Origin of the sequence: Micromonospora sp. SD12, assembly GCF_052068495.1 — a bacterium.
Taxonomy (GTDB): domain Bacteria; phylum Actinomycetota; class Actinomycetes; order Mycobacteriales; family Micromonosporaceae; genus Micromonospora; species Micromonospora echinofusca.
This window is the reverse complement of the sequence record NZ_JBQHDF010000006.1, coordinates 199448-214968: the sequence shown is the minus strand read 5'-3', so window position 1 is coordinate 214968 and position 15521 is coordinate 199448. Positions and strand designations below refer to the sequence as shown.

Below are 15521 nucleotides of genomic sequence, written 5' to 3'. Positions count from 1 at the left end.
GGTGTCCTTCCGGGTGCCAGCCGAACCAGCACCCGGACTGTAACGCACATTACTATTTCGGTGGGGTTACAGTTTTCTGTAACGAGCCTCCGGCGCTCTCAGCTGCCCCCGTACGTCTGCTGGGCCTGCTCCATCGCCTTCAGGCGCTTGCCGGCGACCGGCCCGAGACGGTCGATCAACGCCGCCACCAGCGTCTCCACCAGCGCCAACGTGGGTACGAAGCTGTCGTACGGCGACGGCGACTCGACCCGGCTCGGCAGCACCACCTCGGCCAGGCCGGCCACCGGGGAGAGCCACCGATCGGTGAACAGGAGCACCCGGGCGCCCCGTGCGGTGACCTCCCGGGCCAGGGCCAGGGTGGGCTCCTCGTACCGGCGGAAGTCGAAGAGGACGAACAGGTCCCGGCGGCCCACGTCGACGAGCATGTCGGTGCGCTCCACCGGCGTGGACGGCAACAGGCGGCTGCCCCCGCGCACCTGCATCAGGTGCAGCACCAGGTAGTGCGCGAGCAGACCGGAGAACCGGCCACCCACCGCTGTCACCCGCAGTTGCTGGTCGGCCAGGAGGCGGACCGCCGCGTCCAACTCGCCCTGCGGCAACTCGGCCAGCGTCCCGGCCACGGCCTCCGGTAGGCTCGCCGCCGCCCGGGGCAGCGCGCCCTCCGGCCGACCGCCGGTCCGCTCCGCCGCCCGGTACGCCGTCAGCGGCGACGTCTCCCGCTCGGTGAGCTCGTCGCGCAGCGCGCGCTGGAACTCCGGATAGCCGCCGAACCCGAGCCGGCTGAGGAACCGCAGCACGGTCGGCCCGCTCACCTCGGCCCGCTCGGCCAGCGAGGCGACCGTGCCCAGCCCGGCGGCCGGGTACGAGGCCAGCAGCGCACGCGCCACCCGACGTTCGGCCGGGCTGCACTCACCCAACCGCTGTCGGACCAGGGCGGCCACCCCGACTGCGGGCGGCTCGACGGCGGCGTCGTCGGGCAGGTGTTCCGAACCGGCACCCGTGCCCGGCTCACCAGCGAGATCGAAGGTCGACACGCGCTGAGCGTATCCGCCGCTCCGTGCCGGCCCGCCCCGACACGGAACGGGCGAGGTGTCCCCGCCCGCGCACCACCCACTGGAGGATGGTCCCGGTGGTCAGACCACACGGGCCGAGGGCGCGCCCGCCCCGGGGGTGAGGAGGGCGCGCCTTCGACCGGGTGGGATCAGGACTTGGCGACGGTGCAGGCGTAGTCGGCCGTGCCGGATCCGGAGTACGCCTCCACCTCGACGTAGTAGGTGGCCGATCCGGACGACGTACGGGTCAGCGAGACCGACTCGTCCGCGCCCGCCCCGTCGTTGACCGACCGGGTCAGCGTGCTGCCGTTCGAGCTGAGCAGGTAGAGGTCGGCGTCGTACGCGCTCGGGACCGCACAGTCGACGGTGAGCGTCTGGCCACTGGTGAGGCTCACCTTGAAGTAGTCCCGGTCGCTGCCGCTCTTCATGTCACCGGTCACGGTCAGCGGGTAGCTGCGGCCGCTGACGTCGTTCGCGGCGGTGCGGCTGTCGTTCGGCTCGACCTCGGCGTACGCGGAACCGCCCCCGGGCGGGGGCGGCGGCGTGGTCGAGCAGTCGGTGACCGGCGTACCGCTGTAGAGGTTGCTGCTCGGCACCCCGTTGGTCACGCTCTTCAGGTAGTAGCCGCAGGTGGGACGGTTGGCGAAGTCGTAGGTCTGCCCGCCGGACAGCCGCCAGATCTTGAAGTTGGAGTACGTCAGCGGCTGCCCGGAGACCGCCACCTCCGGCTGGTGGTCGCCGAGGACCACGTACGCGTTCGAGCCGCTCAGCGTGGCCATCCCGGACTTGTCGATGAACAGCGACGCGCCCTCGTTGACGCCGACGCCCCAGGCCGCGCCGCCGCTGGTGCGACCGTCCTTGACCGCCCGCGCGACGAACGCCATCGTGCGACCCATCCGGTCGCGCTCCTGGAAGTGCGAGTCGTTGACGGTGTTGGCGTAGTTCGCCCAGCGGAACATGCCGGTGGTGAACGTCATCGACCGGTCGTACGGGTCGTCCAGGGCGACCGCCGACGTGGCGCTGGCGGCGCACGCGTCGTACACGATGTCGCTGTTGATGTGGTGGCCGGCACTGCCGCCGCCGACGCCACCGCCCTTGGCCACGACGGACTCCACGGACGCCTCCAGCGCCGTGCCCTTCCATGCCGCGTAGTTGCACTGGTTGCCGCCGGCGAAGTAGACGAACTCGGCGTTGCGGATGTCGGTGTTCACCTGGCTGTTGTTGCCGTCGTTCGTGGCGGTCAGCGTCAACGTGGTGCAGGAGTTGACCCCGGCCAGGCCCATGATGTCGTCGCATTCCGGGGTGCCGCCGTCGGACGCGGCGACGACCGCCACGTCGATCGTGCCGCTACCACCGCGGATCGCGTTGATCGCCCGCGTCATGGTGGCGGACACGACGCCGCCGGAGCCGTTCATCGTGTACGCCGGGCCGGACCAGCTCGCCCGGCTCACATCGGTGGAGCTGCCCTGCCGGTCGCGGATGACCTGGGCGTGGGCTGCGGTCGCCCCGATCGGGGTGAGGGTCGCGACGAGGCTCGCGGCGGTCAACACCGCGAGACGGGTACGCAGGGGGTTGCGGACAGGGGACATGGGCACCTCCGAGGGGCCACGGATCGATGAAACAGAAGTTACATCGATTAAGTTCCCTGCTCAATACGTAATCCCTGTTACGTCCGATGACGTGCTCCGACCCCACGCACGACTGTGGAAGGGCCCCTCGACAGGCGTCGAACGGCCCTTCCTCACCTCTCTACCGGACGACGCCTACCGGGCGGCGATGCCGATCACGACGCCGGTGAACGAGGTCGACTCACCGGCCCGGAACGCGGCGAAGCCCCGTCCCCGGGTCAGCGTCGCCTCCCACCGCGGGTCGTCCTCGTACGACACGTCGGACACCGACGCGCAGCCGGCGTTGCCGATCAACGCCTCGGCGCCGGTGACCAGGCCGTAGTTCCAGAACACGTCCCCGGTGGGCGTCACGTCGCAGCCCGGCGCCCCGCTGACCCGCTGCTTCGACCGGGCGACGACCGGCTGCCAGCGGTCCGAGCGGTACTGGTCGCCCTCGGTCAGCCGGGTCCAGCGCACGCCCCCGACACCCCAGACGGGAGTACGGTTGGCGCGCGCCCACCGCAGGTCGAGCACGGTCACCCCGTGCTGGCCGAGCACCCGCAGCTGCTGGTGCCGCGAGCCGACGCCGGTCACCTCCAGCGCGGTGTTCTCGTCCAGGCCGAAGACCCGCTTGTTGCGGGTGTCGGTGGCGAGCCGGATCGACCGGGCCTCCCGGCCGCGCCGGGAGAAGTGGGTGTCCACCAGACCGTCGCGGAAGAAGCCGAACCCGCCCTTCGGCAGGTACCCGAGGACGCTGGAGTCGTCGAAGTAGCCGGCCTTCGACCCGTCCCGCAGGCCGGGGTCAACCGACCCGCCGGTGATCATGTCGCGGCCGGCCATGATCTGCGCGCCCGCGCTGGTGCCGGCGACGACCGCGCCCGCGCGCAGCTTGCGCCGGACCGCAGCCAGCGCCGCCGAGTCGCGCTGCGCCCTGCCCCGCGTCATGGTGGTGACGTACCGGTACTGGTCGCCACCGCCGAAAAAGAAGCCGGTCATCGAGTTGATCTGGGCCACCACGGCCGGGTCGTCGGCCTTCTCGGGGTGGTCGACGTCGATCGGGATCCACTGCGCGTCGGCCACGCCGTACGTCTTGAACAGGTTCGCGTAGTAGTCGCCGTTGCAGACGCTGTTGTTGCAGTCCGGGGTGTCCGCGTCCGGATCCTCCGACGGGGTGGGCGCCGCCGCCGTGAAGATGCCGATGCGGGCCCTGCCGGTGCCGCCGGCCAGCCGGACGATGTCGCCGTAGATGGTCGCGTTGTCGTCGGCGAGCGCGCCGCCGACCAGCACGAGGCTGCCACCGGAGCGGTGGGACGACGAGGTTGCCGAGGCGGGGACCGCAGCCAGGGGGACGCTCAACGCGACCGCCGTGCACGCGCCGACCCCGAGGGCCAGCAGACGGTTCAAGGGCATGACTGTTCCTCACTGGAGACCGTGAGGGCGGGCCGACGTGAGCGTACGACAGAACACCCACCCCGACAACGGCCGATCGCGACCGCTCGTCGATGGGTGGGTTCGGCTCACCGGCGCGGCAGACAGGACCGGTCCCCGCGGTGGTCGGCGCGTCGACGATGCCGTGGGTGCGGGCCGCGCCTCGCCAGGCTCGGACAGCCCCGGCCGTCACCCGCCGGACACTCAGCGTCGCGTAAAAGCCGATCGGCGGTACGGCCGCACGCGGGACGGTAGCGCCGACACCGGCGTCGTGGAGCGGATCCTGCCCTTGACCGGGTGGCGCACGTCAACGCAGCACCGCTGTCTCGGTGGGCGGCCGGCCCTGGTGACGCATCCCGAGGCGAACGAGCATGTTCGATTTCTTGACACCTCAGATGGTATCGCTAACACTGGTCCGCAACGCGAGCTTAACGAAGAGAACACACTGCGCCTGCGCCAGCGTGGCGCATCAGAGCTGCCCGCACGGCAGACCACCCACCGTCAGAATCGCGGAGCCCGAAACCGTCATGCTGCTCCTGTTATCGCTAACATGACAGTCGGGTCCGGAAGGGGGACGTCACCGTGGCCCCACGGCGATTAGCAGCGGCTTCGGCCGTCCGGTGTGCCCACGAGACCTGTGTCAGCACGGATGGCATGCCGGACAGGCCTTCGGGCCGCCCCTCGTGACGAAGCCGAAGCGCCGGCCCTCGGCCGGGCGCCCAGGTCGCGGCAATGTGTCCTTCGTTCGTTGCCGACCCACCAACTGAACCCGGCCGGGTATGGAAACAGCGTTTCCGACGGTCCCCGGACACGCCCCACAAAGGCCCGGAGGCGGGCGCCGGCACACCGCCCGCCCGAACCATCCGTGGCGCTGCGGTACGGCTTCCGCGCCGACAACCGGCTGTCGACACAGGGGGCGACGGCGTGCGGCGGATGGGAGGCGCCCGGCACCGACACCTGCTACATCCGCCCCGTCACACCGGCCCTCTAGCTGACTTGAACGCCCCTCCGCGAAGGAGAGAACCCATGTCGAGAGTCCTTGCCCGGCTGGGCGCGGTTTCGGTCGCCGCGTGCCTGCTGTTCACCACCTGGTCGGTGGCGACGCCGAAGGAGGCGGCCGCGCTCGACCCGACCGTCGGCTACCTGATGGCGCACTTCACCGGTGAGTCGTCGACCGATCAGCAGATCCACCTCGCCCACAGCACCGACGGCCTACGCTGGACGGACCTCAACAACGGGGGACTCGTGCTGCGTTCCACCGTCGGCACCCGCGGCGTCCGCGACCCCGCTCTGGTCCGCTCGCCCGCCGGCGACCGGTATTGGATCGTCGCCACCGACCTGTGCATCGGCTGTGGCCAGGACTGGTCGACCGCGATCAACAACGGCAGCCGTAACCTCGTCGTGTGGGAGTCCACCGACCTCGTCAACTGGTCGGCACCGTGGCTGCTGAACGTCGCCGGCGCGATCCCGGACGGACGCAATGCCTGGGCTCCGGAGGCGATCTGGAACCCGGCCACCGGCGACTACGTCCTCTACTGGGCGACGAACGTCCCACTCGACGGGGCGACCAAGCATCGCGTCTACTCCGCGCGCACGGCGGACTTCCGCAGCATCACGGCCCCGCAGATCTACATCAGCCGGCCCGGCAGCCAGGAGATCATCGACACCCAGATCGTCGAGGTGCCGGCCGGCGTCGGCGCCTACCGCTACGTCCGGGCCTCCCGGGACGACCAGATCACCGTCGAAGGCAGCAACTCCATCCTCGGCACCTGGACGAACCTTGGAAACCTGTCCGGCCTCGGACTGACCGGCGCCCAGGTCGAGGGTCCGATGTGGCTGAGGTTCAACAACCGCAACGAGTGGGTGCTCTACCTTGACCAGTACGCGTCCGGGCGCGGCTACCTGCCCGTCCTGACCACCAACCCGTCGAGCCCCGGCGGCTTCCGGCTGCCGGCGTCCGGCTCGTACGCCATGGGCGGCACCAGGAAGCGGCACGGTTCGATCCTGAATCTGACCGCCGCCGAGCAGAGCCGCGTGCTCGCCCGCTGGGGCACCACCGCGGCCAGCCGGATCCAGTCGTACAACTTCCAGGACCGGTACGTGCGGCACGCCGACTACGACGCCCGCATCGACCCGAGCGTCAGCCCCGCCCAGGACGGCCAGTGGCGGCTGGTGCCCGGCCTGGCCGGCTCCGGCACGGTGTCCATCCAGTCGGTCAACTTCCCGGGCTACTACCTGCGCCACTACGGGTTCGACCTCCGGCTGGAAGCCAACGACGGCACCGCCGTCTTCGCCGCCGATGCCACCTTCCGGCAGGTCGCCGGCCTCGCCAGTTCCTCGTGGACGTCGTTCCGGTCCTACAGCCACCCGGACCGCTACATCCGGCACTCCAACTACCTGCTCCGGCTCGATCCGATCACCGACGCGCAGGGCCGTGCTGACGCCACCTTCCGCGTTACCGGCTAACCCGGCCCCCCGTGCGAGGAGGTCCGATCGGATCCACGTCGGCAGGTACCCCAGCGGTGGTATCTGGACGGCGACGAGCGCGAACCTCACCCGTCCCAGGTGGCGACCAATGGTTCGTCGCCTCGCTACGTCGCACCACGTCCGTCGAAAGGACCCGCATCATGCGCACACGTACACGATCCATGGCCATCGCGTTGGTCACCGCTGTCGTGCTCAGCGTCAGCGCGCTCGCCGTTTCCACCCCGAGCAGCGCCGCTCCTGGAGCGTCGTTCCAGAATCCCATCGTCGGTACGCCCAACAGCGCCGACCCGTGGCTCGGTTACCACGACGGCAACTACTACTACACGGCCACCACCTGGACAGGGAACATCTACATCCGTAAGGCGTCGACCCTTGGCGGCCTCCGTACCGCGCCGGAGACGCGGGTGTTCACGATGTCGCAGCCGAACGCGACATCGAACATGTGGGCGCCCAGCATGCATCTGCTCAACGGTCCGAACGGGCAGCGCTGGTACCTGTACTACTCGGCCGGCCCGAGCTCGTGCTGCGGGGGGCAGCGACAACATGTGCTGGAGAGCGCGGGAACCGATCCGATGGGTCCCTACACCTATCGAGGCCCGCTCAACCTGATGCCGAACAACGGCTGGTCGATCGACGGTAGCGTCATGACGGTCAGCGGAGTGAACTACTTCGTGTTCTCCGCGTTCAACAACAACTCCGGGTTCGAGAATGGCGGCCTGCAGAGTCTGTACATCACGCGTCTGACCAACCCGTGGACGCCCGCGTCGTTGGGAACGCTGATCTCTGAGCCCACACTCTCGTGGGAGCGCCAGGGCAACCCCGTCAACGAGGGCCCCTACGTGCTGCAACGCGCCGGCCGCACGTTCCTCACGTACTCGGCCAGCTTCTGCGGCACACCCGACTACAAGATCGGGGCGCTTGAGCTGACCGGCTCCAACCCGCTGAGCCGCACCTCGTGGACCAAGCTCACCAACCCGCTCTTCCAGCGCAACGACGCCAACGGGGTGTACGGTCCCGCCCACCACTCCTTCTTCACCTCGCCCGACGGCACGGAGGACTGGATCGTCTACCACGCCAACTCCTCGTCCTCGCAGGGATGCGGGACCACCCGCACCAGCCGCGCGCAGCGGATCTCCTGGAACCCGGACGGCACGCCCAACCTCGGCGTTCCCGTATCCACCTCGACCGTCCTGGCCGGCCCGTCCGGCGAATTCGGCAACGCGGGCGCGGTGCCCGTCCAGCGGTTGCAGTCGTTCAATTTCCAGGACCGCTATGTGCGGCACCAGAACTACGCCGTCCGGATCGACCCGAACGTCAACCCGGCGCTGGACGGGCAGTTCCGGGTGGTCCCCGGGCTGGCGAGCAGCGGGCCCGGGTACGTGTCGTTCGAGTCGGTCAACTTCCCCGGCTACTACCTGCGGCACAACAACTATGTGCTGGGACTGGAACCGAACAACGGCTCGACGACGTTCAGGGCGGACGCCACCTTCCGTGAGGTAGCCGGGATGGCGAACTCGTCGTGGTCGTCGTACCAGTCCTACAACTTCCCCGACCGGTACGTCAGGCACAGCAACTACGTGTTACGGATCGACGTGATCAGCACCGGCACCGACCGCGCCGACGCCACCTTCCGCCGGACATCCTGATACCCCGACATCACGTCGCGGTGTGGTGCGCCGTAGCGCGGGCGTGCGACGGCCACCGCGTGACCATCGATCACCAACGGTCACGCGGTGGCCGCGGGCGGCCGGCGCGGTCCGTCGTGGAGCGTCACCGGTGCTCGCGGTGGCTGAGCGGGATGGTCGCGGCGGTCCCGCGTCGACGCAGGTAGCGGCAGTTGACCCGACACGTGTACGCCTTGTCCGCCAAACCCGGTGCGGCGGGTGCGGAGGTCGACCGAGCCCGCTCATCCCTCGCCGCGGACCTCGGCCGAGCCCCTACGCCGCGCCGGTCGGTCGCCGGTGACCGCCCGCCGCAACTCGCCCCACGGTGCTCTCCCGTGCCACGAGGCGGTGCGGTGCGCGCAGCTCCATGCCGGGCAGCGGTGTGCGACTGGCGATACGCAGCAGCAGACGCTCCACCGCAGTCGTCGCGATCACCTGCTTGTCCGGGGAGATCGTGCTGACCGGCGGGTTCGAATATGCGCCGTCCTCGATGTCGTCGTAGCCGATCACGGCGACGTCCTCGGGCACCCGCAAGCCGCGCGAGGCCGGTCGGGGGTGTGCGCCGACATTGCCGGAGAGCGGCTCGTACTTCTCGACGAGCCGTGCGCGGACCCTCTCCGGAAACGCCCACCGGTGGCCGGGTGGTGCCGCGCTGCGCAATTCCACGCTCGCTCAAAGTAGTCAATGTGGATCGACCTCCGAGCTTGACATCCATCGATGTTAACGCAAACATTTATTCGTAACGAGGATGTAATGCTGCTGTCACGTCCCTCGGCGGGCGTCGCTCCGCGTGCGAGGTCGCTGTGCTGGGCTCCGTCGTCGAATGGGCGAGCGACCGCGCGTCGTCATGGCGACGTCCCTCACCGGGATCGAGGGCTCGGCGTCCGGGGCGGTCCAGACATTCGAAGGAGATTTCGATGGTGATTGTGGATCGGGTGCCGCGGGTGGGTGCGCGGCGGCGTGGGTGGCGGGTGGGGTTGGCCGCGGGTGTGGCGGTGTTGGTGGCGGGTGCGGGGGTGGTGTTGGGGGTGCCGTCGGCGTCGGCGGCGACGGTGGATACCTCGGCGTCGTACGTGTTCGTGAATCGGCACAGTGGTAAGGCGATGGATGTCTATGACTGGTCGACGGCGGAGGGTGCGCCGGTGAACCAGTGGGCACGTAACGATCTTGCGGTGCAGCAGTGGCAGTTCGTCGATGCCGGTGGTGGGTACTACAAGGTGCGGTCGCGGCACAGCGGGAAGGTGCTGGAGTTGCCGGGCGCCACCGATGGCACCCGTTTGGTGCAGACCAGTGATCGGGGGTCGGCTACGCAGCAGTTCCGGTTGCTGGACTCCGTGGGTGGGTTCGTGCGGTTCGTGAACCGGCAGTCGGGCAAGGTCGTCGATGTGTGGGAGTGGTCGACGGCCGACGGTGGCCGGTTGGCCGGCTTTTCCGACGTGGACGGGGCCAATCAACAGTGGCAGTTGGTGCGCCTGGGGGGTGGAACACCCACCACCCCACCGGGCGGCAGCCGGACGTTCACGAACCCGATCAAGCGCAACGGTCCTGATCCGTGGCTGCGCGTGCACAACGGGGTCTACTACCTGGCCACGACGACGTGGAACTCGACGATCACCATGCGCCGGTCCAACACCCTCGCCGGGCTGGCCACCGCCCAGGATCAGGTGATCTTCAACCTGGCCGGACGTGCCAACGGCTGCTGCAACATGTGGGCGCCCGAGTTCCACCTGATCAACGGGCCCAACGGGCCGCGGTGGTACTTCTACTACACCGCCGGGCAGAATGTGCCCGACTTCAACCCCACGCAGCGGCTGCACGTGCTGGAAAGCGCCGGCACCGACCCGATGGGCCCGTACACGTTCAAGGCCGATCTCGGCAGCGACTGGCAGCTCGACGCGAGCATCATGACGGTCAACAACCGGCTCTACCTGATGGGTACGTACAACCCCGGTGGCAGCTACGGGCAGAGCCTGTTCATCACGCCGATGAGCAACCCGTGGACGCTCAGCGGCAGCCGGGTCCGGTTGAGCTCCCCGACGCTGGCCTGGGAGCGGCAGACCCACCCGGTCAACGAGGGTCCGGAACCGCTGTACCGCAACGGGCGCACGATGATCGTGTATTCGGCGAGCGCCTGCTGGGGACCGGACTACAAGCTCGGCCTGCTCACCTTCACCGGCAGCGACCCCCTCAACCCGGGGCACTGGACCAAGGCGCCGAACCCGGTTTTCCAGCGCAGTGACGCCAACGGTGTCTACGCCCCGGGCCACAACGGGTTCTTCACCTCACCCGACGGCACCGAGGACTGGATCGTCTACCACGCCAACGACTCCGCTGGCGGCGGCTGTGACATGGACCGGTCGACCCGAGCCCAGAAGTTCACCTGGAACGCCGATGGGACCCCCAACTTCGGCGCCCCTGCCCGGCTCGGGGTCACCCTTACCGCTCCCTCCGGGGAGTGAACCAGCCCCTCCGCCCGGGCGCGACCGCTCGCACCTCGCACCCGGCCCGCACCGAGGCCGGAAAGGAGCCCCCGATGGTTTCCCGACGCACCCTGCTGGCCGCTGGCGCATCCGCGGCGATGGCCACTGGCGCCGGCGTCCTGTCTCACGGCGCCGCGCCGGCCCGGGCCGCCCTGGCCTACGGCGGCTACGTCATGGGCTACTTCACCGAGTCGCCGTCCTCGGCGGCCAACAACTACGGCCTGCACCTGGCAGTCAGCACCGACGGGCTCACCTGGACGCCGCTGAACCAGAACAACCCGGTCGTCACCCCCACCGCCGGCACCGGCGGCCTGCGCGACCCGTTCATCATGCGCAAGCAGGACGACACCTTCGTCGTGCTCGCCACCGACCTCAAGGGCACGGACTTCACCCAGCAGAACCAGTACATCCACATCTGGGATTCTCCCGACTTACGCAGCTTCACCGGCTACCGCCGGGTGCGCATGCACACGATGGCCACCCACACCTGGGCGCCGGAGGCGTTCTGGGACGCCTCGCGGGGCCAGTACGGCATCTTGTACTCCGCCAGGAACAACAACCGGGACTCCTTCTACGTCAACTACACCACCGACTTCCGTACGGTCAGCGCCCACCAGCTGTACTTCGACCCGGGATTCGACGTGCTGGACGCCACCGTGCACGTCGGGAGCGGGGCGAACTACCTGTACTACAAGAGCTTCGCCGACGGCCGGCTCTACGGCGCCCGGTCCAGCAGCCTCGCCCCGCGCAGCTTCGACCGTGGCACGTACACCAGCGGCGTGGTCAATGGCGGCATCGAGGCGCCGATCGTGGTCAAGGCCAACGACCGCAACGAATGGTTCCTCTGGGGCGACTCGTTCTCCCCGAACAACGGCGAACTCTACGTCTGGCGCAGCGGCGACATCGACAGCAACAGCTGGACCCCGCTCGGCAAGGAACGCTACACCCAGCCGCTGAACGCCAAGCATCCCACCATCGCACCCATCACCGCCGCCGAGCACGCGGCGATGCTGGCCCGTTGGGGCACACCGAACTGGAACCGGATCAAGTCGTTCAATTTCCCCGACCACCTGATCCGTCATGCCGGCAACGCGGCGCGGATCGACCCCTACCCGTTCGACCCGTACGCCGACGCCCAATGGCGCCTGCGACCCGGACTGGCGAATTCCTCGGGCGTGTCGTTCGAATCGGTCAACTACCCCGGCCAGTACCTGCGGCACAGCAACTACGTCCTCGTCCTGGCCGGGAACGACGGATCCTCCGGCTTCGCCGCCGACGCCACCTTCCATCGGACCGCCGGCCTCGCCGACGGCGGATGGTCCTCGTTCCGCTCGCACAACTTCAGCAACTACTACCTGCGTCATGCCAACTACGTCCTGCGCATCGACCCGCTCAGCGCGTCCTCGAGCGCGATGGATCGGGCGGACGCCACGTTCCAGGTCGGGCACTGAACGGCTGACCCGGATCCAGCGACTTCGAAGACCGCGACCACGTACCCGAGCCGGCATGGTCGGAGCCCGGCCGCACGTCGCATGCCGGCTCCCGCCGTATCAGTCCAGGCGGTCCTTGGCGACGCCTCTTGTCAGAAGGAGATTTCGATGGTGATTGTGGATCGGGTGCCGCGGGTGGGTGCGCGGCGGCGTGGGTGGCGGGTGGGGTTGGCCGCGGGTGTGGCGGTGTTGGTGGCGGGTGCGGGGGTGGTGTTGGGGGTGCCGTCGGCGTCGGCGGCGACGGTGGATACCTCGGCGTCGTACGTGTTCGTGAATCGGCACAGTGGTAAGGCGATGGATGTCTATGACTGGTCGACGGCGGAGGGTGCGCCGGTGAACCAGTGGGCACGTAACGATCTTGCGGTGCAGCAGTGGCAGTTCGTCGATGCCGGTGGTGGGTACTACAAGGTGCGGTCGCGGCACAGCGGGAAGGTGCTGGAGTTGCCGGGCGCCACCGATGGCACCCGTTTGGTGCAGACCAGTGATCGGGGGTCGGCTACGCAGCAGTTCCGGTTGCTGGACTCCGTGGGTGGGTTCGTGCGGTTCGTGAACCGGCAGTCGGGCAAGGTCGTCGATGTGTGGGAGTGGTCGACGGCCGACGGTGGCCGGTTGGCCGGCTTTTCCGACGTGGACGGGGCCAATCAACAGTGGCAGTTGGTGCGCCTGGGGGGTGGAACACCCACCACCCCACCGCCTCCGCCGACGGGCAACCCGCCGGCGTCCTACCCGCAGCCCATCAGGGTCTCGGGAGACATCGGTGTCCACGACCCGACCGTGGTCAAGCGGCCCGACGGCACCTACCTGCTCGCGCACACCGGCAACGACATCGCGCTGAAGACCTCGACCGACCGGGTCACCTACCGCAACGCCGGCGCCGTCTTCCCCGGTGGCGCGCCGTGGACCACCACGTACACCGGTGGCGCGCGCAACCTGTGGGCGCCGGATCTGTCGTACCGCAACGGCCGCTACTACCTGTACTACTCGGCGTCGACCTTCGGCTCCAACCGCTCGGCGATCTTCCTGGCCACCAGCACCACCGGCGCGTCCGGAAGCTGGACCAACGAGGGCCTCGTCGTCGAGTCGCGGACGTCGGACAACTTCAACGCGATCGACCCGAACCTCGTGGTCGACGACCAGGGCCGCTGGTGGCTGAGCTTCGGCTCGTTCTGGTCCGGGATCAAGATGATCCAACTGGACCCGGCTACCGGACGTCGGCTCGGCACCTCGATGCAGGGCCTCGCCGCCTATGGTCCCGGCATCGAGGCACCGGTCGTGGTCAAGCGCGGTTCGTGGTACTACCTGTACGTCTCGTTCGATCGCTGCTGCCAGGGCGCCAGCAGCACGTACCGCGTCATGGTGGGCCGGTCGGCGAGCCCGACCGGGCCGTTCGTCGACCGCGCCGGTCGGGACATGCTTTCCGGCGGGGGCACGCAGATCCTCGCCTCGCACGGCAGTGTCCACGGCCCCGGCCACCAGGCGTTCCTCGCAGACACTGACGGCGACTACCTGTTCTACCACTACTACGCCGACAACGGCGCGTCGCTGCTCGGCATCAACCGCATCGGCTACGACGCCGCTGCCTGGCCCTACGTGTACTGACCCGGCTGATTCCGGTGGGCGGGCCCGTGCCTGCCCACCGGGATGCTCCGCACCCTCGAACCACACTCGGGTCACGCCGAGCTGGATGCCTTCACGCTCACCTCGCTGACCGACGATCTCGCCCAACTGGGAGGGCACATGCCGCATCAGCACCCGTTCCGTCCAGTCAACCGCCGGGCAGTCGGCCCGGGGCCCACCGACCGCCGTGCCCGCTGGCGCCTGCGGTCGGTGCTGGCCGCGGTGCTCGCGATACTCGCCGTGTCGGCCGGCCTTCCGGTGGCTGGCCCGGCGCACGCCGCGCCGTCGGTGGACTACACCAACCCGCTGGCGAACCAGCGGGCCGACCCGCACATCGTCAGGCACACCGACGGCTACTACTACATGACCGCGACGGTGCCGCAGTACGACCGGATCGTGCTGCGCCGGGCCACCACACTGCAGGGGCTGGCCACGGCAGCGGAGACGACGATCTGGCGCCGGCACACCAGCGGGGAGATGGGCGCCCACATCTGGGCACCGGAGATCCACTTCATCAACAACCGGTGGTACGTCTACTTCGCCGCCGGGCGGACCGACGACGTGTGGCGGATCCGGATGTACGTGCTGGAGAACGCGAACGCGAACCCGCTGGGCGGGTCGTGGACCGAACGCGGTCGGATCACGACCCCGTGGGACACGTTCAGCCTGGACGCCTCGACCTTCGTGGTCAACGGGGTGCGCTACCTGACCTGGGCGCAGCAGGAGCCCGGCATCTCGACCAACTCCAACGTCTACCTCGCCCGGATGGGCGCCAACCCGTGGCAGATCACGGGTACGGTGACCCGGCTGGTCGTGCCGACGTACGACTGGGAGACCCGCGGCTTCCGGGTGGCCGAGGGGCCGGCGGTGATCCAGCGCAATGGCCGGGTCTTCCTGACCTACTCGGCCAGCGCCACCGACGCGAACTACTGCCTCGGGATGCTGAGCGCCTCCGCCGGCGCGAACCTGCTCGACGCCGCCGCCTGGAGTAAGAGCCCGACCCCGGTGTTCGCCAGCAATCCGGCCACCGGACAGTACGGCCCCGGCCACAACTCGTTCACCGTCTCGGAGGACGGGCAGAGCGACATCCTGGTCTACCACGACCGCAACTACCGGGACATCGTCGGCGACCCGCTCGACGATCCGAACCGCCGGACCCGGGTGCAGAAGCTGTACTGGAAAGCCGACGGCACCCCGAACTTCGGCATCCCGGTGCCCGACGGGGCCACCCCGGTGCGGCTGCGCTCGCACGACCTGACCGCCAGCTACATCCGGCACTACGACTACCGTGCCCGCCTCGAACCGAACGTGACCAACCTGGCCGACTCGCAGTTCCGCATCGTCGCCGGCCTCGCCGGCGCCGGAACCGTGTCGCTGGAGTCGACCAACTTCCCGGGCTACTACCTGCGCCACCGCGACTTCGCCCTGTACGTGGAGCAGAACGACGGCTCGGCCCTCTTCGGCGGCGACGCGAGCTTCCACCGCCGGTCCGGCCTGGCCGCCAGCGCCGGGCTCTCGCTGGAGTCACAGAACTTCCCGGGCCGGTACGTACGCCACCGCGGTGGACTGCTCCACGTGGAAGCGATGAGTTCGAGCGCCGAGCGTGCCTCCGCCACCTTCCACCTGGAATAGCCAGCCACCCGGATCAGCCATCCACCGGATCAGGCGACCGCGATTCCCGGCCACCTCGGTGTGT

The 15521-nt window shown here is 69.1% G+C and carries 10 protein-coding genes; 6 read left to right on the top strand and 4 right to left on the bottom strand.

Translation table 11 applies throughout. The features are described 5' to 3' along the window. Nucleotides 1–98: 98 nt before the first annotated feature. The 3 genes from ACTMS2_RS15175 to ACTMS2_RS15165 all read right to left on the bottom strand — a co-directional run bounded on the left by ACTMS2_RS15175 (nucleotide 99) and on the right by ACTMS2_RS15165 (nucleotide 4069). The gene (locus ACTMS2_RS15175; protein WP_441175935.1) at nucleotides 99–1034 is read right to left on the bottom strand and encodes a MurR/RpiR family transcriptional regulator; all 936 of its coding nucleotides are present in this window, start codon (nucleotides 1032–1034) and stop codon (nucleotides 99–101) included. Between the two features lie 167 nt (nucleotides 1035–1201). Then, nucleotides 1202–2641 (bottom strand): pre-peptidase C-terminal domain-containing protein, encoded by a 1440-nt coding sequence (locus tag ACTMS2_RS15170; protein WP_441175934.1) that lies wholly within the window; start codon nucleotides 2639–2641, stop codon nucleotides 1202–1204. Nucleotides 2642–2815: 174 nt separating this feature from the next. After that, complete coding sequence (locus tag ACTMS2_RS15165; protein WP_441175933.1) at nucleotides 2816–4069, bottom strand: cyanophycinase; 1254 nt, start codon at nucleotides 4067–4069, stop codon at nucleotides 2816–2818. Between the two features lie 1044 nt (nucleotides 4070–5113). On the opposite strand from ACTMS2_RS15165, the gene ACTMS2_RS15160 reads away from it, so the two are divergent. Next, nucleotides 5114–6553, top strand: coding sequence for a glycoside hydrolase family 43 protein (locus ACTMS2_RS15160; RefSeq protein WP_441175932.1), 1440 nt, complete (start codon nucleotides 5114–5116; stop codon nucleotides 6551–6553). A gap of 161 nt (nucleotides 6554–6714) precedes the next feature. Next, nucleotides 6715–8220, top strand: coding sequence for a family 43 glycosylhydrolase (locus ACTMS2_RS15155; protein WP_441175931.1), 1506 nt, complete (start codon nucleotides 6715–6717; stop codon nucleotides 8218–8220). Nucleotides 8221–8511: 291 nt separating this feature from the next. Here ACTMS2_RS15155 and ACTMS2_RS15150 read toward each other — a convergent pair whose 3' ends face one another. Continuing rightward, nucleotides 8512–8904, bottom strand: coding sequence for a substrate-binding domain-containing protein (locus ACTMS2_RS15150; protein WP_441175930.1), 393 nt, complete (start codon nucleotides 8902–8904; stop codon nucleotides 8512–8514). 251 nt (nucleotides 8905–9155) lie between these two features. Between ACTMS2_RS15150 and ACTMS2_RS15145 the strand changes: the two genes are divergently transcribed. The 4 genes from ACTMS2_RS15145 to ACTMS2_RS15130 all read left to right on the top strand — a co-directional run bounded on the left by ACTMS2_RS15145 (nucleotide 9156) and on the right by ACTMS2_RS15130 (nucleotide 15457). Next, on the top strand, nucleotides 9156–10697 hold the full coding sequence (locus ACTMS2_RS15145) for a family 43 glycosylhydrolase (protein ID WP_441175929.1): 1542 nt from the start codon (nucleotides 9156–9158) through the stop codon (nucleotides 10695–10697). A gap of 74 nt (nucleotides 10698–10771) precedes the next feature. Further along, the gene (locus tag ACTMS2_RS15140; RefSeq protein WP_441175928.1) at nucleotides 10772–12169 is read left to right on the top strand and encodes an AbfB domain-containing protein; all 1398 of its coding nucleotides are present in this window, start codon (nucleotides 10772–10774) and stop codon (nucleotides 12167–12169) included. A gap of 81 nt (nucleotides 12170–12250) precedes the next feature. Then, the gene (locus ACTMS2_RS15135; protein ID WP_441175927.1) at nucleotides 12251–13807 is read left to right on the top strand and encodes a family 43 glycosylhydrolase; all 1557 of its coding nucleotides are present in this window, start codon (nucleotides 12251–12253) and stop codon (nucleotides 13805–13807) included. Between the two features lie 138 nt (nucleotides 13808–13945). Then, a complete protein-coding gene (locus ACTMS2_RS15130) occupies nucleotides 13946–15457 on the top strand; it encodes a family 43 glycosylhydrolase (protein WP_441175926.1) in 1512 nt (503 codons plus the stop codon). The last annotated feature ends 64 nt before the right edge of the window (nucleotides 15458–15521 follow it).